Origin of the sequence: Streptomyces sp. NPDC085944 (assembly GCF_040686295.1) — a bacterium.
GTDB classification, from domain to species: Bacteria; Actinomycetota; Actinomycetes; order Streptomycetales; family Streptomycetaceae; genus Streptomyces; species Streptomyces salinarius.
The window spans coordinates 145088-163061 of record NZ_JBFBJX010000014.1 but is presented as its reverse complement, the minus strand read 5'-3'; the positions used below and the strand labels follow the sequence as shown (position 1 = coordinate 163061).

18 protein-coding genes and 1 pseudogene are annotated in these 17974 nt (G+C 73.4%); 12 read left to right on the top strand and 7 right to left on the bottom strand.

What is annotated here, in order from left to right; genetic code table 11:
* Positions 1-3 precede the first annotated feature (3 nt).
* Both AB0P07_RS26565 and AB0P07_RS26560 read right to left on the bottom strand, forming a co-directional pair.
* Positions 4-399, bottom strand: a complete 396-nt coding sequence (locus AB0P07_RS26565; RefSeq protein ID WP_365554927.1) for a VOC family protein — start codon at positions 397-399, stop codon at positions 4-6.
* Positions 400-476: 77 nt separating this feature from the next.
* Positions 477-941 (bottom strand): pyridoxamine 5'-phosphate oxidase family protein, encoded by a 465-nt coding sequence (locus AB0P07_RS26560; protein ID WP_365554925.1) that lies wholly within the window; start codon positions 939-941, stop codon positions 477-479.
* 175 nt (positions 942-1116) lie between these two features.
* On the opposite strand from AB0P07_RS26560, the gene AB0P07_RS26555 reads away from it, so the two are divergent.
* Positions 1117-2058 (top strand): NADP-dependent oxidoreductase, encoded by a 942-nt coding sequence (locus AB0P07_RS26555; RefSeq protein ID WP_365554923.1) that lies wholly within the window; start codon positions 1117-1119, stop codon positions 2056-2058.
* A 187-nt stretch (positions 2059-2245) separates the two neighbouring features.
* Positions 2246-2632, top strand: coding sequence for an anti-sigma factor antagonist (locus AB0P07_RS26550; RefSeq protein WP_365554921.1), 387 nt, complete (start codon positions 2246-2248; stop codon positions 2630-2632).
* Here the strand turns inward: AB0P07_RS26550 and AB0P07_RS26545 are convergent.
* Positions 2598-3551 (bottom strand): ribose-phosphate pyrophosphokinase, encoded by a 954-nt coding sequence (locus tag AB0P07_RS26545; protein ID WP_365554919.1) that lies wholly within the window; start codon positions 3549-3551, stop codon positions 2598-2600. The two genes, AB0P07_RS26550 and AB0P07_RS26545, sit on opposite strands and share 35 nt — an antisense overlap.
* Positions 3552-3753: 202 nt before the next feature.
* Between AB0P07_RS26545 and otr(A) the strand changes: the two are divergent.
* Both otr(A) and AB0P07_RS26535 read left to right on the top strand, forming a co-directional pair.
* Positions 3754-5624: pseudogene (otr(A), locus tag AB0P07_RS26540) on the top strand (tetracycline resistance ribosomal protection protein Otr(A)).
* A gap of 109 nt (positions 5625-5733) precedes the next feature.
* On the top strand, positions 5734-6417 hold the full coding sequence (locus tag AB0P07_RS26535) for a DUF4230 domain-containing protein (RefSeq protein ID WP_365554917.1): 684 nt from the start codon (positions 5734-5736) through the stop codon (positions 6415-6417).
* Positions 6418-6789: 372 nt separating this feature from the next.
* Here the strand turns inward: AB0P07_RS26535 and AB0P07_RS26530 are convergent, their stop codons facing one another.
* Positions 6790-6924: a hypothetical protein gene (locus tag AB0P07_RS26530; RefSeq protein WP_365555068.1), complete on the bottom strand. Its 135-nt coding sequence runs from the start codon at positions 6922-6924 to the stop codon at positions 6790-6792.
* 429 nt (positions 6925-7353) lie between these two features.
* Here AB0P07_RS26530 and AB0P07_RS26525 point away from each other — a divergent pair, with 429 nt between their 5' ends.
* A complete protein-coding gene (locus AB0P07_RS26525) occupies positions 7354-7893 on the top strand; it encodes a VanZ family protein (protein WP_365554916.1) in 540 nt (179 codons plus the stop codon).
* 125 nt (positions 7894-8018) lie between these two features.
* A complete protein-coding gene (locus AB0P07_RS26520; protein ID WP_365554914.1) occupies positions 8019-9275 on the top strand; it encodes a family 16 glycosylhydrolase in 1257 nt (418 codons plus the stop codon).
* Between the two features lie 39 nt (positions 9276-9314).
* Here AB0P07_RS26520 and AB0P07_RS26515 read toward each other — a convergent pair whose 3' ends face one another.
* Positions 9315-9551, bottom strand: a complete 237-nt coding sequence (locus tag AB0P07_RS26515; RefSeq protein ID WP_061440857.1) for a hypothetical protein — start codon at positions 9549-9551, stop codon at positions 9315-9317.
* A gap of 181 nt (positions 9552-9732) precedes the next feature.
* Here AB0P07_RS26515 and AB0P07_RS26510 point away from each other — a divergent pair, with 181 nt between their 5' ends.
* The 4 genes from AB0P07_RS26510 to AB0P07_RS26495 all read left to right on the top strand — a co-directional run bounded on the left by AB0P07_RS26510 (position 9733) and on the right by AB0P07_RS26495 (position 14160).
* Positions 9733-10764 (top strand): PHP domain-containing protein, encoded by a 1032-nt coding sequence (locus AB0P07_RS26510; protein ID WP_365554912.1) that lies wholly within the window; start codon positions 9733-9735, stop codon positions 10762-10764.
* A 51-nt stretch (positions 10765-10815) separates the two neighbouring features.
* A complete protein-coding gene (locus AB0P07_RS26505; protein WP_365554910.1) occupies positions 10816-11472 on the top strand; it encodes an HAD family hydrolase in 657 nt (218 codons plus the stop codon).
* Between the two features lie 121 nt (positions 11473-11593).
* On the top strand, positions 11594-12805 hold the full coding sequence (locus AB0P07_RS26500) for an FUSC family protein (protein ID WP_365554908.1): 1212 nt from the start codon (positions 11594-11596) through the stop codon (positions 12803-12805).
* Between the two features lie 323 nt (positions 12806-13128).
* Positions 13129-14160 carry an SDR family oxidoreductase gene (locus tag AB0P07_RS26495; RefSeq protein ID WP_365554906.1) on the top strand — a complete coding sequence of 344 codons (1032 nt, stop codon included), beginning with the start codon at positions 13129-13131 and terminating at the stop codon, positions 14158-14160.
* 78 nt (positions 14161-14238) lie between these two features.
* On the opposite strand, the gene AB0P07_RS26490 is transcribed toward AB0P07_RS26495, so the two are convergent.
* Both AB0P07_RS26490 and AB0P07_RS26485 read right to left on the bottom strand, forming a co-directional pair.
* Positions 14239-14547: a hypothetical protein gene (locus tag AB0P07_RS26490; RefSeq protein WP_365554904.1), complete on the bottom strand. Its 309-nt coding sequence runs from the start codon at positions 14545-14547 to the stop codon at positions 14239-14241.
* Between the two features lie 103 nt (positions 14548-14650).
* Positions 14651-15940 (bottom strand): ROK family transcriptional regulator, encoded by a 1290-nt coding sequence (locus tag AB0P07_RS26485; RefSeq protein WP_365554902.1) that lies wholly within the window; start codon positions 15938-15940, stop codon positions 14651-14653.
* Positions 15941-16092: 152 nt separating this feature from the next.
* Between AB0P07_RS26485 and AB0P07_RS26480 the strand changes: the two genes are divergently transcribed.
* Both AB0P07_RS26480 and AB0P07_RS26475 read left to right on the top strand, forming a co-directional pair.
* Positions 16093-16587 carry an FBP domain-containing protein gene (locus tag AB0P07_RS26480; RefSeq protein ID WP_365554900.1) on the top strand — a complete coding sequence of 165 codons (495 nt, stop codon included), beginning with the start codon at positions 16093-16095 and terminating at the stop codon, positions 16585-16587.
* A 105-nt stretch (positions 16588-16692) separates the two neighbouring features.
* The gene (locus AB0P07_RS26475; protein WP_365554898.1) at positions 16693-17949 is read left to right on the top strand and encodes an aromatic acid exporter family protein; all 1257 of its coding nucleotides are present in this window, start codon (positions 16693-16695) and stop codon (positions 17947-17949) included.
* Positions 17950-17974: the final 25 nt, after the last annotated feature.

The following is a 17974-nucleotide window of genomic DNA, read 5'->3' as shown; positions in this document are numbered from 1 at the left end:
GTCCTAGCCCTGTTTGGGTGCCGTGGGCGCGAGGGCGCGGCGGAGGGTGAAGGAGTGGCCGGCCGGGTCGGAGAAGCCGCGCTCCTCGTGCGGGCCGACCGGGTCCTTCGCCTCCACCGGACGTCCGCCCAGCCCCACGATCATCCGCTCGGCCTCGTCCAGGTCCGCCACCACGAAGTCCAGGTGGACCTGGAGGGAGTTCTCCGGGCGCGGCCAGCTCGGCGGGGTGGCGTTCACGTCCCGCCGGAAGGCCATGCGGAAGCCGCGGCATCCCTCGATCTCGATCCGGTTGGCGCTCACGTCGGTTTCCTCCGCGCCCAGCAGCCCCTTGTAGAACTCCGCGAGCCGCTCGGGCTCGGCGCAGTCGAGCACCACGACGCCCGCGTTGATCAGTGCCATGTCTCCTCCGAAGGATTCCGGGGCGCGGGACGTCGTCCCCGTGCCCTCTGCCTTGCGGATATCCCGGCCCGGCCGAATCAGTCGGTGGGCAGCCAGCGGCCGTCACGCATCAGTTCGCGTCCGGCGAGCTCGTTCGCCTCTCGCCAGGCCTGGACGCGTTGCGGGCGGATGCGGAAGTACCGGTAGGGCGTGGCGAGCCGGCGCGGGTCGAAGCCGGTCCTGGCGGCGAACAGTTCGGCGTCCTCCTCGGGCAGGTCGGCGGGCTCCACGGTCTCGACGGTCCCCTCGACCATCACCACGTCACGGGTCGGGCCGATACCGATCCGCGCCCGGCCGCTCGCCGCCAGGTTTCGTCCGGTGGGACTGGCGGCGGGCGTGGCGAACAGCAGGGTCGAGCCGTTCCAGTAGAACGACAGGGGCACGAGGTAGGGCCCGCCGGACGCGCCGCCGGCCGTGGCCACCCAGGCGTCCTCGTCGTGGTCCAGACGGTGCAGGGTGTCGACTCTGCGCTGTTCGGCGGTGCGGGCGGGCGGCGGAGCCATCGGAGAACGGCCTCCTGACACGATGTCATGAACGGTGGGTGACGATGGTGCCACAGCGGCCTCGCCCCGTCGCGATCCGGTCGGCCCGCGATGCCGGGCGACGCCGGGAATGGCACGATCACCTCGGAGGTTGCAGACCGTGCCACCCGTCCCCTCCCGGCATTGCGAGGTCCCGATGAACACCATGCGCGCCATCAGCCAGGACGTACTCGGCGGTCCCGAGGTCCTGAAGGAGGTACGGCTCGAGCGCCCCGAGCCGCGCCCGAACGAGGTACTGGTCCGGGTGCGTGCGGCCGGCGTGAACCCGACCGACTGGAAGCACCGGGCGACCGGCGGCTTCCTGGGCGAGCCGCCCTTCGTCCTGGGCTGGGACGTGTCCGGCGTGGTGGAGTCCGTGGGGATCGGCGTCGCCGCGTTCCGGCCCGGCGACGAGGTCTTCGGCATGCTGTCCTACCCCTTCGGCCACGGCTCCCACGCGGAGTACGTCACCGCGCCGGCGCGCACCTTCACGCACAAGCCGGCCGGGATCGACCACGTTCAGTCGGGCGCGCTCCCGCTGGTGTCGCTGACGGCGTGGCAGGCCCTGGTGGAGCGGGCTGACGTACAGCCGGGGCAACGGGTGCTCGTCCACGCGGCGGCCGGCGGTGTGGGCCATGTGGCGGTGCAGATCGCCAAGGCCCTGGGCGCCCATGTGATCGGTACCGCCAGTGCGGGCAAGCACGAGTTCCTGCGCTCGCTCGGGGCGGACGAGGCCGTGGACTACCGGGAGACCGACTTCGCCGAGGCCGTGAAGGACGTCGACGTCGTCCTGGACACCATCGGCGGCGACACGTCCCTGCGGTCTCTGCGGGTGCTGCGTCCGGGTGGCGTGGTGGTGTCGATCCTGCCGGTCGGGTCGGACGACTTCTTCGAGGAGGCCGACCGGCTGGGGGTACGGGCGGTGCGGATGCTGGTGGACGCCGACCGGGCGGACATGAAGGAGATCGCCCGGCTGGTCGAGTCGGGGAAGCTGCGGGCCGAGATCGCGGGCACGTTCCCGCTGACGGAGGCGGCGCGGGCGCACGAGCAGGGCGAGACGGGTCGTACGACGGGCAAGCTGGTCCTCGTGGTCGACTGAGTGGTCGGCCGGCGCGGTCTCCCCCGGCTCTGCCGCGAACCGTCGGTGTGCGGCTGTGAGATTTCGATGACATATGTCAATCGAACATGCTCAAACTCGCTCGATCGGGGTAACTTTCCGAGCGGATTGGGTAGTTGAGCCCCCGGAAGCAGGCCCAGGAGGCCGGGACAGGCTGGAGGCAAGGTTCGTGCGGCAGGAATCGGCGTCGCCCACCCGGCACCTCCGTGTGCGCCGGCACCGGGGGCACACGGTGCTGGAGTTCCGGGGCGAGATCGACATCGCCTCGGCGGCGGAGATCACCCCGCACCTGGACCGGGAGACACGGCGTCCCGGCGCCCGGGTGGTCCTGGACCTCGGCGGCATCGAGTTCTTCGACTGCTCCGGGCTGCGCCTGCTGTACCGGGCCCGCAGTCAGGTACTCGCACAGGGCGGGCAGCTGCACCTGGTGTGCGCCCACCCGCTGACCCTGCGCATGCTGCGGATCACCGGTCTGGCACGGCTGCTGCCGCCCCGGCCGACCCTGGAGGAGGCCCTCGGCGTCACCCGGCCGGCGGAGCGTCGAACAGGGCGCTGACCGACTCGCCGTTGTGGATGCGGCGCACCGCTTCCGCGAGCGCCGGGGCGATGGACAGGATCCGCAGCTTGTCCGTGTGGTCGTCCACCGGCACCGGCACGGTGTTGGTGCACACGATCTCCAGCACGTCCGGCTGCTCGCTGAGCCGCCCCAGCGCCCCGGCCGCGAACAGCCCGTGCGTACAGGCGACGCGGATGGTGCGCGGGCCCGCCTCGCGCAGCCGGTCGAGCAGCTCCAGCACGGTGCTGCCCTTGGCGATCTCGTCGTCCAGCACGATGACGTCCCGGCCCGCGACGTCCCCGATCACGGAGCTGATGCTGACCCGGTCGTCCGCGAACCGCTGCTTCGCCCCGGCCGCCACCTGGGCGCCGAGCATCCGGGCGAACGCGGCGGCCTCCTTGGCGTTGCCCAGGTCCGGCGAGACGACGGTGGCGCGGGAGAGGTCGTACTGCCTGAAGTGCGCGGCGAGTTCCCGCAGCGCGTGCAGGTGGTCGACCGGGACGGAGAAGAACCCGTGCACCTGGGGCGAATGCAGGGTCATGGCGAGGACCCGGCTCGCGCCCGCCGCCACCAGCAGGTCGGCCACCAGGCGCCCGCCCAGCGAGATGCGCGGGGCGTCCTTCTTGTCGGAGCGGGCGTAGGAGTAGTGCGGCATCACCACGGTGATGCGGCCGGCCGACGCCCCGCGGGCCGCGTCGCACATCATCAGCAGCTCGACGAGGTGCTCCTGGACCGGCTTGACCAGCGGCTGGACGAGGAAGACGTCCCGCTCGCGGCAGTTGGCCATCAGCTGCACTTCCAGGCAGTCGTTGGCGAACCGGCTGACCCGGGTGGGGCTGAGCGGCACGCCCAACTGGGCGCAGACCTCCTCGGCCAGCTCGAGGTGGGCACTACCGCTGAACACGGCGATGTCTCGCACGGACCGCTCCTCGCGTGATCCTGTCCGGCCGGGAGCCCCAGCTTACGGAAATCCTGTTGCGCCGCGCCGGGGGCCCGGGGGCATGATGGCGCCACCCGTACTCCCTCCACGCCCCTCAGGTCAGGAATCCTCAGCATGCGCCGACTCCTCGAAATCCCCCAGCGCCCCTTCCGGCCCACGGCTTTCGAGGACTCCTCCCCGCATGCGCACCCTGAACATCGGCATTCTGGCCCACGTCGACGCCGGTAAGACCAGCCTCACCGAGCGACTCCTGTTCGACCACGGGGCCGTCGACCGGCTCGGCAGCGTCGACGCCGGCGACACCGTCACCGACGACGGCGGCATCGAGCGCCGCCGCGGCATCACCGTCCGTTCCGCCGTCGCGGGCTTCACCGTCGGCGACACCCGCGTCAACCTGATCGACACCCGGGGCACTCCGACTTCGTCGCCGAGGTCGAGCGCGCTCTGGAGGTGCTCGACGGCGCGGTGCTGCTGCTGTCCGCCGTCGAGGGCGTACAGGCGCGGACCCGCGTCCTCATGCGCGCCCTGCGGCGGCTGCGGCTGCCCACGCTCGTGTTCGTCAACAAGATCGACCGGTCCGGCGCACGCGCCGACGGCCTGCTCGACGACGTCCGGCGGCTGCTGACACCGCACGTCGCGCCGCTGACCGAGGTGACGGGCGCCGGTACCGCGCACGCCCGGGTCGCCCGCCGTCCGCCGGACGGTCGGACCGCGGAAGCGCTCGCCGAGGTCGACCCGGGCATTCTGGGCGCGCTGGTCGACGGCCCCGAGCCGACCCCACGGGACCTGGCCGCCGCCCTGGCCGCCCGGACCGCCGACGGCTCGTTCCACCCGCTGTTCCACGGCTCCGCGCTCGGCGGCCAGGGTGTCGCGGAACTGGTCGAGGGCCTGGTGACGCTGGTTCCGACCGCCGCCGGGGAAACGGCGGCCGGAACACCGGAGCCGCGCGGCACGGTCTTCGCCGTACGCCCCGGGCCCGGCGGCGAACGCAGGGCCTACCTCAGGCTGTACGCCGGTGAGGTGCGCCCGCGCCGGCGGCTCACCTTCCTGCGGCGCGAGTCCGACGGGCGGACCACCGAGGTCTCCGGCCGGGTGACCCGCCTCGACGTGGTCGGCGGGGACGCCACGCTCACCGCCGGGAACATCGCCGCGCTCACCGTCCCCGGCGGCCTGCGCGTCGGTGACCGGCTCGGTGAACCGGCCGACCGCGCACCGCGGTTCGCACCGCCGACCCTGCGGACACTGGTTTGGGCCCGGCGCCCGGAGCAGGCGACGCCGCTGCGCTCGGCCCTGCTGGCGCTGGCCGACGGGGATCCGCTGCTGCACGCCCGCCCGGCGGCGTCCGGCGCCACCGAGCTGCTCCTGTACGGCGAGGTCCAGATGGAGGTACTCGCGGCGACGCTGGCCGAGGAGTTCGGCATCGAGGCGGAGTTCGCACCCGGCCGGGTCCGGCTCCTGGAGCGCCCGGCGGGCACGGGTGAGGCCGCGGAGGAGACGCCGTGGCTGGAGCACACCCGGTACTGGGCGACGATCGGGCTGCGCGTCGAACCGGGTCCGCACGGCTCGGGCGCGGTCTTCGGGTACGAGACGGAACTCGGCGCGCTGCCCCGCGCGTTCCACCAGGCGGTCGAGGAGACGGTCCACGCCGCCCTGGCGGCCGGACTCACCGGCGCGGCGGTCACCGACTGCCGGGTCACGCTGATCCGCTCCGGTTTCGACTCGGTGCTCAGCACCGCCGCCGACTTCCGCAGGCTGACGCCGATCGTGCTGCACCGTGCCCTCACCCGGGCGGGGACGGTGCTGTACGAGCCGTACCTGGCCTTCGAGGCGGAGGTCCCGCCGCACGCGCTGGCCGCCGTGACGGCTCTGCTGGCCTCGCTGGGCGCGGACGTCACCGGGACGGCGGGCGGCGACCCCGCGTGGATCGTCACCGGCGAGTTGCCCGCCCGGCGGGCGCGGGAGGCCGAACTGCGGCTGCCGGGGCTCACGCGCGGGGAGGCGGTCTGGTCCGCGCGCCCGTCCGCCGACCGTCCGGTCAAAACGGGACGCTGAGCCGGCGCCGTGCGCCCCGTGGGCTCCCTCTCCCGCCTTCCTGCGTCAACTGCTGCGTCTGACAAGGGAGATGGCGGGCATCCGGTCTGTAGGAAGGAGGGCCGTCGCCATGACGACTCCCGTCAGGAATCCCACGAGTTCCGTCGAACGGCCCGCGCGGCGCATGCCCGGCTGGGCCAAGGCGCTGACCGCGGTGGTGCTGGTGCTCGTCGTGCTCTTCGCGGGGCTGCGGCTGAGTCTCGTACCGGGACTGAAGGACCTGTTCGGCTCCGAGACCCGGGACCGTTCGGGGCCCGCGCTGCTCAAGTCCGTCCAGGACATCAGCCGCTACGAGGCGGCGTCCGGCAACTTCCAGGTCGTCGTGGACCTGGAGAAGGACGCCAAGTTCCTCCCCGACGCGATCCGCGGCACCCGCACCCTGTACGTCGGTGCGGGCACCGTCGACGCCTACGTCGACCTCGGGAAGGTGGGCGAGGACGACGTGAGGGTCGACGAGGAGCGGACGTCGGCGACGCTGCGGCTGCCGCACGCCGCGCTGGGTGAGGCCGCTCTCGACCCCGACCGCTCCTACGCAGTCTCCAAGCAGCGCGGACTGCTCGACCGGCTCGGCGACCTGTTCTCGGACAATCCGAACGGCGAGCAGGCCGTACAGAAGCTCGCGGCCCGGCACATCGGTGAGGCGGCGAAGGACAGCGAGCTGAAGGCGCGGGCCGAGAGCAACACCACCGCCATGCTGCGGGAGCTGCTGACGTCGCTGGGCTTCGAGAAGGTGCGGGTCACCTACGGGACGTGAGCCCCGCCCGCGGACACCGTCCGGTTCATCCGGACAGGACCGCCGGCAGGGCCGGCACTCCCAGCGCGATGGCGCCCACCAGCAGCCACGCCACGGGTCGGTCCCCGGGCGGGCGGCGGGTCGTCGGCCAGTTCGTCGGCGAGCAGCCGGGCGAACACGAGCGTGCCGACCGGACCGAGGACGGCGACCACCAGGGCGAGGCCGACTACGCGGGGCGCCGTAGCCCTGGGCGAGCAGCAGCAGCGCCGGGCAGGCCAGTGCGGTGGAGAGGTTCTGGGCGGTGGCGCGGCGGCGCAGGGGACCGGTCGCGGCCCCCACAGGGTGACGCCGCCCCCGGCGACGAGGACGACGGCGGCGGCGAGGATCCAGCCGTCACCGTCCGGTCACCGCCCGCCGCGCGCCGCGCGCCACGAACGCCGTCAGGGCCGAGGCGCCCGCGCCCACGGCGAGTTCCAGGGGGTCGACGGTGCTGATGAGGACCAGCCAGAGTGCGGCGGGACCCACCACGCGGCCACCTCGGCCACCTCGGCCACCTCGGCCACCGCGAGGAGTGTCCTACGGCTCCTCACACGCCACTTCCACGGCCCCGCGCGACCGTCCACGGCCCCGCGCGACCGTCCAGGGCCCGGCGCGACCCTTCACGACCCTCACGGCCCGGCAGGCCGGTGCGTCACGTGCGGGATGCCCTGTGTGCCGTTCTTGTTGCCGTTCGTTCGGGCTTCGCCGTCATCCAAGCACCGCGCGAGGGACGGCCGACGGCGGCGCGCGGTGGCACCACCGGCCGGAGTGCCCGGGCCGGGCGAGAGAAACAGCGGACGGGACGGCGATACGGCGGCATCGACAGGCGCGGCTCATTGTGTGCCGCCCCGGGCATCCTCGGCGGATCGGCGGGTAACCGCCCTACCACGCAGGGAAGTTGACGACTGGAGGACCGACATGGCTCGCGCCGTCTCACGGCTGCGTCTGCGGCCGCGCCCCCGTGCCGCCGGGACGCGGGAGACCGACCGTCGCGAACGGCACGCACTCGCCCTGCCGTTGCGGCTGCTGGCGACGGCGTGCGCGTTCGTCTTCATGGTGGCGTTCGCGGTGGTGCTGGCGCGTCTGACCCTCCACCCCTCCCCCGCCTCCGAGGCCCTGATCCACACCAACCTGCACCCCGGGCGCTCGCTGAGGGCGTATCTGGACCAGCCGGCACTGCGCGACGCCGTCAAGCAGATCGGCGGGAACATTCTGCTGGGGGTGCCGTTCGGCGTCCTGGTCCCGGTCGTCGCCCCGCGCACGCGCGGGGTGCTGCGGGTGCTGCTGCTGACGGCCGTCGTGATGCTGCTGGTGGAGTTCGCGCAGGGCGCCCTCGTCACCGGGCGGGCCTTCGACGTCGACGACGTCATCCTCAACACGGGCGGCGCGCTGATCGGTTACCTGCTTCTGGGTCGCCGGATGAGCCGCACGGTACACGCGCGGCGGGCGCGTACCTGAGAGCGGTACATCTGGTCCGTACCAAGATATTGACCGACCCTTACCTCACTACTTGAATAAAGAGGCGACACATCCACCCCCACCTCGGTCGGCGCCCCGCGGGGCGCCGTACGGAAGGGAGAGCCGTGGCCCGCCCACGCCTGCTCCGCAGATGTCTCCTCGCCGCCGCCCTGTCCGCCGGGCTGGCCGCGTCCCTCGTGACCGGCCCCGCCCAGGCGGAACCGGACGACTCCCCCGCGGTCGGCTCCTCGTCCTCGACGGCCGCCGCCGTGACCTTCTCCGACACCTTCGACGGTCCGGCCGGCGCCGCCGTCGACTCCTCGAAGTGGCAGATCGAGACCGGCGACAACGTCAACAACCACGAACGGCAGTACTACACCTCCGGCAACAAGAACGCGGCCCTGGACGGCCAGGGCCACCTGGTCATCACCGCCCGCAAGGAGAACCCGGCCAACTACCAGTGCTGGTACGGCACCTGCCAGTACACCTCCGCCCGGCTGAACACCTCGGGGAAGTTCACGGCGCAGTACGGGCACGTCGAGGCGCGGATGAAGGTGCCGCGCGGCCAGGGCATGTGGCCCGCCTTCTGGATGCTGGGCACCCCGGTGAACTGGCCGGACTCCGGTGAGATCGACATCATGGAGAACGTCGGCTTCGAACCCTCCACGGTGCACGGCACCATCCACGGCCCCGGCTACTCCGGCTCCGGGGGCATCGGCGCCGGCTACACCCTGCCGGGCGGCCAGGCCTTCGCTGACGCCTTCCACACCTTCGCCGTCGACTGGGCGCCCGACTCGATCACCTGGTCGGTGGACGGCAACGTCTACCAGCGGCGCACCCCGGCCGACCTGGGCGGCAGGCAGTGGGTGTTCAACAAGCCGTACTTCCTGATCCTCAACCTGGCGGTCGGCGGCTACTGGCCGGGCGACCCGGACGGCTCCACGGCCTTTCCGCAGACCCTCGTCGTCGACCACGTCTCGGTGACCACGGGCGACTCCTCCGCCGACGGCGCGATCCGCGGCCTGGCCGGCAAGTGCGTGGACGTCGCCGCGGCGAACACCGCCAACGGCACGCCCGTACAGCTCTACGACTGCAACGGCACCGCGGCCCAGCGGTGGACGGTGGGCTCCGACGGCACCGTCCGGGCGCTCGGCAAGTGCCTGGACGTCGACGCCGGCGGCACGGCGGACGGCACGGTGGTCCAGCTGTGGGACTGCAACGGCACGGCCGCCCAGCAGTGGGTCGTCACCGCCGCGCACGACATCGTCAATCCCCAGGCCGACAAGTGCCTCGACGTCACCGGCAACAACTCGGCCAACGGCACCCGGCTGCAGATCTGGACCTGCACGGGCAGCGCCAACCAGAAGTGGACGGTCGGCTGAGGCACCGCACCGCACCGGGCGGGGCGGCCCGGACCCCTCCTAGTGCGCGGTCCAGGTGAACTTGTCCCCGCCCACCCAGCGGACGACCTCCGGGTCGTCCAGGTCGTGGACGGTGATGCCGAAGGCGGCGGCGGCCTCCAGCACGTCGACGACGGTCCTGGCCTCGCCGACCACCTGGCCGTCGATCTCCACGATCCGGAACGGGGGTGGACCCGCCTGCACCCCGAAGACGAGGATCCGCGGATTGCCGATGTGCGGGCTGTCGATCTCGGTCATGCATCGAGGGTAGGCCGGAACCCGCCGGAGCGAGGAACAGCCGAAGCGGGGAATCGCACCCGGGCCCGGCACGGCCCCGGGGCGCCCCGTCTCGTGGTGCGGTTCCCCCCGCGCTGGGGAACCCTGGTCGTGCCGGTGCAGGTCGCTGGGGGGCCGGCCGAGGTGGGACGAGGAGGCGGCGATGGAACCCGTCGAGGCGCTGGAACGGATCGCGTTCCTCCTGGAGCGGACCCGGGCGCCGACGTACCGCGTCCGCGCCTTCCGCACCGCGGCCGCAGTGCTCGGGGGGCTCTCGTCCGCCGAGCTGCGCGAGCGGGCCGGCTCGCTGGAGTCGCTCAAGGGTGTCGGGCCCAGGACGGCGCAGGTGGCGCGGGAGGCGCTGGACGGACAGGTGCCCGGTTACCTCGCGAAACTGGAGGAGGAGGCGGACACCCCGCTCGCCCGGGGCGGTGAAGGGCTGCGGGCGCTGGTGCGCGGAGACTGCCACCTGCACTCGGACTGGTCCGACGGCGGCAGCCCGATCGAGGAGATGGGCCGGACCGCGGCGGCGCTGGGGCACGAGTGGGCGGCCCTGACCGACCACTCTCCGCGGCTCACGGTGGCCCGCGGGCTCTCTCCGGCCCGGCTGCGCGAGCAGCTGGACGTGGTGGCGGAGCTCAACGCGACCTGGGCGCCCTTCCGGCTGCTGACCGGCATCGAGTGCGACATCCTCGACGACGGCTCGCTCGACCAGGAGCCGGAGCTGCTGGAGCGGCTCGACGTGGTGGTCGTGTCCGTGCACTCCAAGCTGCGCATGGACGCCCGCTCGATGACCCGCCGGATGGTGACCGCCGTCCGCGACCCGCACGCGGACGTCCTCGGGCACTGCACCGGCCGGCTGCTGACCGGGCGGGGGCGGCCGGAGTCGGAGTTCGACGCGGACGAGGTGTTCGCCGCCTGCGCGGAGTCCGGGACGGCCGTGGAGATCAACAGCCGTCCGGAGCGGCTCGACCCGCCCCGGCGGCTGCTGCGCCGGGCGGTGGCGGCCGGCGTGCTGTTCTCGATCGACACCGACGCGCACGCCCCCGGCCAGCTGGACTGGCAGATCCACGGGTGCGCCCGGGCCGAGGAGTGCGGAGTGCCCCCGGAGCGCGTGGTCACCACGTGGTCCCTGGACGAGCTGCTGGACTGGACGCGCGAGGGCCGTACACCGTCCGGAGTGGCGGGGCGCTGACGTGGTACCCGCCCGTCGATCCAGACTCCGCGGACCGGAAAGGGACAGTGCATGGAACGGGCGGCCGTGTTCGACGTCGACGGAACCCTCGTCGACACCAATCACCTGCACGTGATCACCTGGTGGGAGGCGTTCCGGCAGGCCGGTCACCGGGTGCCGATGCACGCGGTCCACCGGGCGGTGGGGCTGGCCTCCACCGACCTGATCGCCCATCTGCTGGGCGAGGACCGGGACACGGACCGGGACACCGAACTGAGCGCCGCCCACAAGGCGCTGTACGGCCAGTACTTCGACCGGCTGCCCGCGCTGCCGGGCGCCGGGGACCTGCTGCGCCGCCTGGCCGGTGACGGCTGGAAGGTGGTCCTCGCCACCTCGGCGGGCGGCGCGGAGCTGGGCGCACTGCGGCGGGCGATCGACGCGGACGACGCGATCGCCGCCACCGCGAGCGCCGACGACGTGGCCGCGGGCAAGCCGGCTCCGGAGCCGGTCGAGCACGCCCTGGAACTGGCCGGGGTGCCGGCCGAGCGGGCCGTCTTCGTCGGCGACACCGTGTGGGACATGCGGGCGGGCAGCCGGGCCGGGGTGCGCTGCGCAGGCGTGCTCTGCGGCGGTCTGCCGCGCGCCGACCTGGAGGAGGCGGGCGCCCGGGCGGTCTACGCCGATCCGGCCGACCTGCTGGCCTCCCTCGACGGGAGCCCGTTCGCATGAGCCGCGGGTCCGTATGCCCCTGCGGGAAGTTCCACCGCGGAACGTTCCACCGCGAGGCACTGCGATGCGTGACGTTCCGACGCGAGACGAGTCCGCCGGCCGTGCGGACCGCCGGCACCGCATGACCGCTGTGGTCCACGGCCTGCGGGAAGCGCTCCGGGGAAGGCGGCCCGCGGCCGCGGTGTGGTGGGAGGCGTGCGCCGTCGGACGGGCCGCGCGGGCCGCCTGGCAAGGCCCGGGGCGCGAACGCGACCTGATCGTGCAGTCGCTGAAGGCCGCGGGCGCGGCGCTGATCGCCTGGGCCGTGGCCGGCGTCTGGCTGGGCGACCCGATGGCGCTGATGGCGCCCTGGGTGGCGCTCGTCCTCGTGCAGGCCACCGTGTACAGCTCGGTGCGCCAGGCCGGACAGCAGTTCGCGGCGATCTGCGTCGGTACGCTGGTGGCGTCGGTGGCGCAGGCGATCACGGACGACAACACGGGAGCGCTGGCGCTGTCCCTGCCGCTGCTGATGCTGGTGGCGAACTGGTCCCGGTTCGGCCGGCAGGGCATCTACGCGGCCACCACGGCGGTGTTCGTCCTGGCCTCCGGCACAGCGGTGTCGGCCGCGGCGGTCGGCCACCGGGTGGGACAGGCGGCGCTCGGCGCGGTCATCGGCGTGGCCGTCAATGCCCTGGTGCTGCCGCCGATCCACCTGAGGGACGTGCGGGAGAACCTCGCGGCGCTGGCCCGGGAGTCGGGCGACCTCCTGTGCAGCGTCGCAGGCGACCTGCGGGAGACCCAGTGGGACGCCCAGAGCGCGGCCTCCTGGTCGAGCGGTGCCGCGCGTCTCCAGCGACGTCTCGACGCGCTGTACTCGGCCCGCTCGTGGAGCCGGGAAAGCCTGCGGCTGACCTCGGGCGCACTGCGCCGGCTGCACCGCGGACCCACCACGGCACCGCCGGAGGACGAGGACCAGCGGTGGAGCCGGGTCACCGGAAACCTCACGGCGCTGACCCGGGCCCTGGCGGTCGCGACCGACGAGCACCGGACCCCCGCGCCGCCCGAGGGGCCGGTACTCGACCTGTACGCACGCCTGCTGCGGCTGATCGGCCAGTTCTGTCACGCCGAGGCGGAGCGGCTGGTGGGCGAGCGACCCGACGGCGACACGGAGGAGGCCACCGAGGAGACGATGGAGGAACTGCACCGACGGCTGCAGGAAGGGCTGCGGGAGCGCGCCGGGCAGGAGGCGGCCGCGCGGACCGCGGTTCTGGGCACGCTGCTGCTCCAGGCGGAGAACCTGTGGGCCGAGGTCGTGCCCGGGCCCACCGACTCGACCGACCCGCGGGAGCAGTGACGCACATCACCGCAAATCGCGACACACGGTGGAACACCGGCAGGTGGGTAGCCGTTGAACAGACCGTGGGTACGGATGGGACAGTGTCCCCGGGCCTCACCTATTGCCCACAGGGACGATCGTTCGGCTGAAGCCCTGTGGAGCCTTTCGCCGAGAGGCGACCGCCATCCGTATCCGCCTACAGCCGCCCCGGCCGTGATTCCCCCGTCGCGGTCGGGGCTTCTCCTTGCGCGCCTTCGCGGCGCCCGCCCCCGCGCGTGCCTTTCCCCGGCGGCGGGTACCCGGTGCTCTCCGTACGGGCAGGCGGCCGAGAGGAGCACAGGGTGAGCAGCGCAACGGGCAGCAGGATCGTGGTCACGGGCGCCACGGGCAACGTGGGCACCAGCGTGGTGCGCCTCCTTTCCGAGGATCCGGAGGTGGGGTCCGTGCTGGGGCTGGCCCGGCGGATCCCCGAGTGGTCGCCCGCCGTGACGGAGTGGGCCGCGGTCGACCTCGCCTCGGAGCAGACCGACCTGAGCGGGCACTTCGCCGGCGCCGACGCCGTGATCCATCTGGCCTGGGCGTTCCAGCCGACGCACGATCCGGCGACGACCTGGCGCACGAACGTCCTCGGCTCCATCCGGGTCTTCGAGGCGGCGGCCGCGGCGGGGGTGCCCGCGCTGGTGCACGCCTCGTCGGTCGGCGCGTACTCGCCGGGGCCGAAGAACCACGCGGTGGACGAGTCGTGGCCGACGCACGGCTGGCCGGACGCCGCGTACTGCCGGGAGAAGGCCTATCTGGAACGGGCCCTGGACACCTTCGAACGCGACCATCCGGGGATCCGGGTGGTGCGGATGCGGCCCGCCTTCCTGTTCAAGCGGGAGTCGGCCAGCGAGCAGCGCCGGATCTTCGGCGGCCGGTTCCTGCCGGGTCCCGCGGCGCGTCCGGAACTGCTTCCGTTCCTGCCGGACATCCCCGGTCTGCGCGTGCAGGCCCTGCACACGGACGACGCGGCGTACGCCTACCGGCTGGCGGCGCGTTCCGAGCAGGCCCGGGGCGCGTTCAACCTCGCGGCCGAGCCGCCGGTGGACGCCGCGCTGCTGGGCGAGCTGACCGGGAAGCGGCCCGTACGGCTGCCGCGCACCGCGGCCCGCTCGGCCGTCGCCGCCGCGTGGGGGCTGCGGCTGCTGCCGGCCTCGCCGCATCTGTTCGACGCGGTGCTGCGGCTGCCGATCATGGACTGTACGCGGGCGCGGGTGGAACTGGGTTGGCGCGCGACGCGTACGGCCACGGAGGTGCTGGAGGAGTTCCTGCGGGGTTTGCGGGAGGGCGCCGGGGCGGCCACGGAGCCGATGCGCGGGCGCAAGGTCGGCTGAGCGCGGCGCGCACGGGTGCGGCGGGCGGGTGCCCGCCGCACCCGCGGCTCGCTCGGGTGGCTCGCTGCGGTGCCTCGTTCAGCCGGAGGACTCGTCGGGCACCGGGTGCTCGGGGTGGACGGCTCCCGAGTGGGGCGCACCCTGCCGCCCCGTGCCCGCCTCGTCGGTGTCGGGCACGTCGGTCGCGGGCCCGGTCTCCGCGTCGCCGGCGGCTTCCCCGTCGTCCTCGGGCCGTTCGTTGTCCGTGCCCTGGCGGTGCTCGCGCTGCTCGCGGGTGGGCGAGGCGGCCTCCCACGGGTCGTCGTGGTCCCCGGCCTGCTGGTCCGGCATGTCGCGCGGGACGGGGCCACCGTTCTCCCCCGGCCCTTGGTGGCGGTGGTCGGACACGGCGCGCTCCTTCCCGTGGTTCTCCGTTCGTCCGAGACCGTCCGGCAGTGCTCAGACGGCCTTCGGAGCGGCGTCGGGTACCTCCCCGGTGACCGGCGAAACCTCAGTGCGGCGCCCGCTCCTCGAGCGCCGCGCGCCAGGCGGGACCCGGGTGGGCGGGGGCCGGCTCGGGCCGCCTGCCGCCGCACGCGAAGAAGTCGGCCAGGGGCAGGATCGCGGCGCCCACCGTGACGGCGTCCGGGCCGAGCCGCCCCAGGCCGATCGTCACCTTTCCGGCGGGGTGGCGCAGCGCGTACGACACGGCGTGCCGGCGTACGGCGGGCAGGAAGCGGGTGCCGAGCTGCAGGCCGGCCCAGCCGCCGATGAGGATGCGCTCGGGCTGGAAGAGGTTGATCAGGTCGGACAGGCCGGCGCCCAGGTACTCGGCGGTCTCCTCGAGGACGGCGAGCGCGACCGGGTCGGCCGCCTCGCCGCCGGACGGGTGGGCGGCGGCGAGCAGCGCGGTGAGGCCGCTCTCCTCGTCGGTGCCCTCCGGCACCCGGCCGCCCTCCTCCCGCCAGCGGGCCAGCAGTGACTCGGCGCCCGCGTAGGCCTCCAGGCAGCCGAGCGCTCCGCAGCGGCAGCGGCGGCCTCTGACCCGGACCGTCAGGTGCCCCCACTCCACCGCCCGGCCCTGCTCGACCTCGGGGGTGACGAGGCTGGCGCCGACGCCGGAGCCGAAGAGGACCACGACCGCGTTGCGGGCGCCGCGTCCGGCGCCGAACCACATCTCGGCCTGGCCGAGGGTCTTGGCGCCGTTGTCGACGAGGTAGGGGACGCCGTCGGGCAGCGGGGAGCCGGCACGGAGCAGTGCCTCCAGCGGAACGGCGTCCCAGCCGATGGTCTGGCCGTGCACCACTGCGCCCCGGTCGGCGGTGTGCTCGACGATGCCGGGGACGCCGATCCCGGCGCCGAGCAGCCGTTCGGGCGGGAGCCCGGCCGTGGCCAGCACCTCGGCGATGCCGTCACGGATGTGGCCGACGATGACGTCGACGTCGTAGCGCTGCTGGGCCAGAGGGCGTTCGGCGCGGGCGAGTTCGGTGAGCGTCAGGTCGAACAGTTCGACCCGTACCCGGGTCTCGCCGACGTCCACGCCGATCATGTGGCCGCTGGTGGGGGCGACGCGCAGCAGGGTGCGGGGCCGACCGCCGTCGGACTCGACGCTGCCGGCCTCCTCCACCAGGCCGTCGGCGACCAGGTCGGCGACCACGTTGCTGACGGAACCGGAACTGAGGCCCGTGGCCGGGCCCAGATCGAAGCGGCTGAGCGGTCCGTCGAAGTAGAGCCGCTGCAGCACGGCCGTACGGTTGGCCCTTCTGAGGTCGCGCACCGTGCGCCCGTTCCGCCCCGCCATGTGACTCCTCCCCTGCTGTGTTCCCGGTCTGCAACCTACCTCTGCGGGACGGCCGCGCTCCCCGGAATTCGGTGGTGCCTCACCCACAGGCTATCTACGCTAGGCCAGAACCTAGAGTCTCTAGGACGACTTTCGACCCAGAGGAGGCTCCCATGAGAGCACTCGACGAGCGGGCCATCCGCACCTCCTTCATCAACTGCTCGAAGGGCGAGGCCAAACGCCTGACGGTGCCCCGCGACCTCGACGAGCACCCGTGGGACGATCTCGACTTCTTCGGCTGGCGGGATCCCGGGGCGCCCGACCGCAGCTACCTGGTCGCCGACCTCGACGGACGCCTCACCGGTGTGGCGCTGCGGTTCCAGCAGGCCCGCGGCGGCTCCTTCCGGCGCAGCATGTGCGGGCTGTGCCTGACCACCCATCCCCGGGGCGGAGTGTCGCTGATGACCGCGCGCAGAGCGGGGGCGGCGGGCCGCGAGGGCAACTCGGTCGGCCTGTACATGTGCACGGACCTCGCCTGTTCCCTGTACCTGCGGGGCAGGAAGACGCCGGAGGGCGGCGGCCGGTTCGAGGAGAGCCTCACCGTGGAGGAGCAGATCGCCCGCGCGGTGGGCAATCTGTCCGCGTTCGTCGCCAAGGTGACCGGCTGACCCGTCCGGCGGCGCCCGGCGCGTGAGAGGGGCCCGGCCGCCCGCGTCCGGCTACCGTCCTGATCGGACACGTTCGAGGCGCCTGCGGAAGGGAACAGCCCGAGGATGCGGGATGTGCTGGAGGCCGCGAGGGCGGCTCTGCGGCGGGTGAAGTGGCTGAGGGACCCCATGGTCGTGCAGGCCCTGCGCTCCGCCGCCGCGGCTTCGATCGCCTACGTGATCGCGGTGCGGCTGACCCCCGACAAGTCGGCGGCGCCGCTCACCGCTCCGCTGACCGCCCTGCTGGTCGTCCAGGTCACCCTGTACGCCACACTGAAGATGAGCTTCCGCCGGGTGAACGCCGTGGTGGCCGGGGTCCTGGTCGCGATCGCCTTCAGTCGGCTGGTCGGGTTGAGCTGGTGGAGTCTGGGCCTGATCATCCTGGCGGCGCTGGGCGTCGGGCACCTGGTGCGCGCCGAGGAGTTCACCGCCGAGGTGGCGATCAGCGCGATGCTGGTGCTCGGCGTGACCTCGCACGGGAGCCTGGCGTGGGCCCGGGTGGTGGAGACGCTGATCGGAGCGATCGTCGGCCTCGTCTTCAACCTGATCCTCGCGCCTCCGGTGTGGGTGGAGCAGGCGGGCGAGTCGGTCGTGGGGCTGGCCCGGCAGGTACGGCAACTGCTGCTGCGCATGGGCGAGGAGGCCGCCGGCAGCACGCCGTTCCACGAGGCGGCGGCCCGGCTGCACGAGGCGCGCCGGCTCGACCACGACATCGGCGAGGTGGACGAGGACCTGCGCCAGGCCGAGGACAGTCTGCGGTTCAACCCCCGGGTGCGCGAGGGACTGCTGCACCGGGTCGTGCTGCGCACCGGCCTGGACACTCTGGAGATCTGCACGGTGGTCATGCGGGTCCTCGCGCGCAGCTTCACCGACCTGGCCAAGGAGCGGGAGCCGGAGCCGCTGTTCGCGCCGGAGACGGGAGCCGCCGTCCAGCAGCTGCTGTCCGAGATCGCGGACGCCGTGGTGAGCTTCTCGGTGCTGGTCACCAGCAGCGTGAGCGAGAACGCCGAGTCCGCGGAGGAACGGCTGGCCGCCGAGTTGCGCCAGGCCGCGGCCACCCGGGACAGGCTGGCCGACCTGCTGCTCGATGAGGTCCGGCGCGACGCGGGGCAGTGGCAGCTGCGGGGCGCGGTACTGGCGGAGGTGAACCGCATCATCGACGAGATGGATACCGAGCACCGCTCCCGCCGGCTCCTGGAGGAGCTGGACCGCCACACGCGCGAGCAGCGCGAACGCATGCCGCGGCTGACCCGGTTGCGGGACAGGGCGCGGGCCCGGCTGCGCCGGCGGAACCGCGGCACCGCCGCCCGGCGTTCTTCCTGAAGGACGAGGACGGTTCACGAGGAAC

Coding starts and splice junctions, on each gene's coding strand:
- AB0P07_RS26475 (WP_365554898.1), top strand. CDS start 16,693: ATGCGGGATGTGCTGGAGGCCGCGAGGGCGGCTCTGCGGCGGGTGAAG.
- AB0P07_RS26480 (WP_365554900.1), top strand. CDS start 16,093: ATGAGAGCACTCGACGAGCGGGCCATCCGCACCTCCTTCATCAACTGC.
- AB0P07_RS26505 (WP_365554910.1), top strand. CDS start 10,816: ATGGAACGGGCGGCCGTGTTCGACGTCGACGGAACCCTCGTCGACACC.
- AB0P07_RS26500 (WP_365554908.1), top strand. CDS start 11,594: ATGACCGCTGTGGTCCACGGCCTGCGGGAAGCGCTCCGGGGAAGGCGG.
- AB0P07_RS26560 (WP_365554925.1), bottom strand. CDS start 941: ATGGCTCCGCCGCCCGCCCGCACCGCCGAACAGCGCAGAGTCGACACC.
- AB0P07_RS26525 (WP_365554916.1), top strand. CDS start 7,354: ATGGCTCGCGCCGTCTCACGGCTGCGTCTGCGGCCGCGCCCCCGTGCC.
- AB0P07_RS26555 (WP_365554923.1), top strand. CDS start 1,117: ATGAACACCATGCGCGCCATCAGCCAGGACGTACTCGGCGGTCCCGAG.
- AB0P07_RS26565 (WP_365554927.1), bottom strand. CDS start 399: ATGGCACTGATCAACGCGGGCGTCGTGGTGCTCGACTGCGCCGAGCCC.
- AB0P07_RS26485 (WP_365554902.1), bottom strand. CDS start 15,940: ATGGCGGGGCGGAACGGGCGCACGGTGCGCGACCTCAGAAGGGCCAAC.
- AB0P07_RS26515 (WP_061440857.1), bottom strand. CDS start 9,551: ATGACCGAGATCGACAGCCCGCACATCGGCAATCCGCGGATCCTCGTC.
- AB0P07_RS26510 (WP_365554912.1), top strand. CDS start 9,733: ATGGAACCCGTCGAGGCGCTGGAACGGATCGCGTTCCTCCTGGAGCGG.
- AB0P07_RS26535 (WP_365554917.1), top strand. CDS start 5,734: ATGACGACTCCCGTCAGGAATCCCACGAGTTCCGTCGAACGGCCCGCG.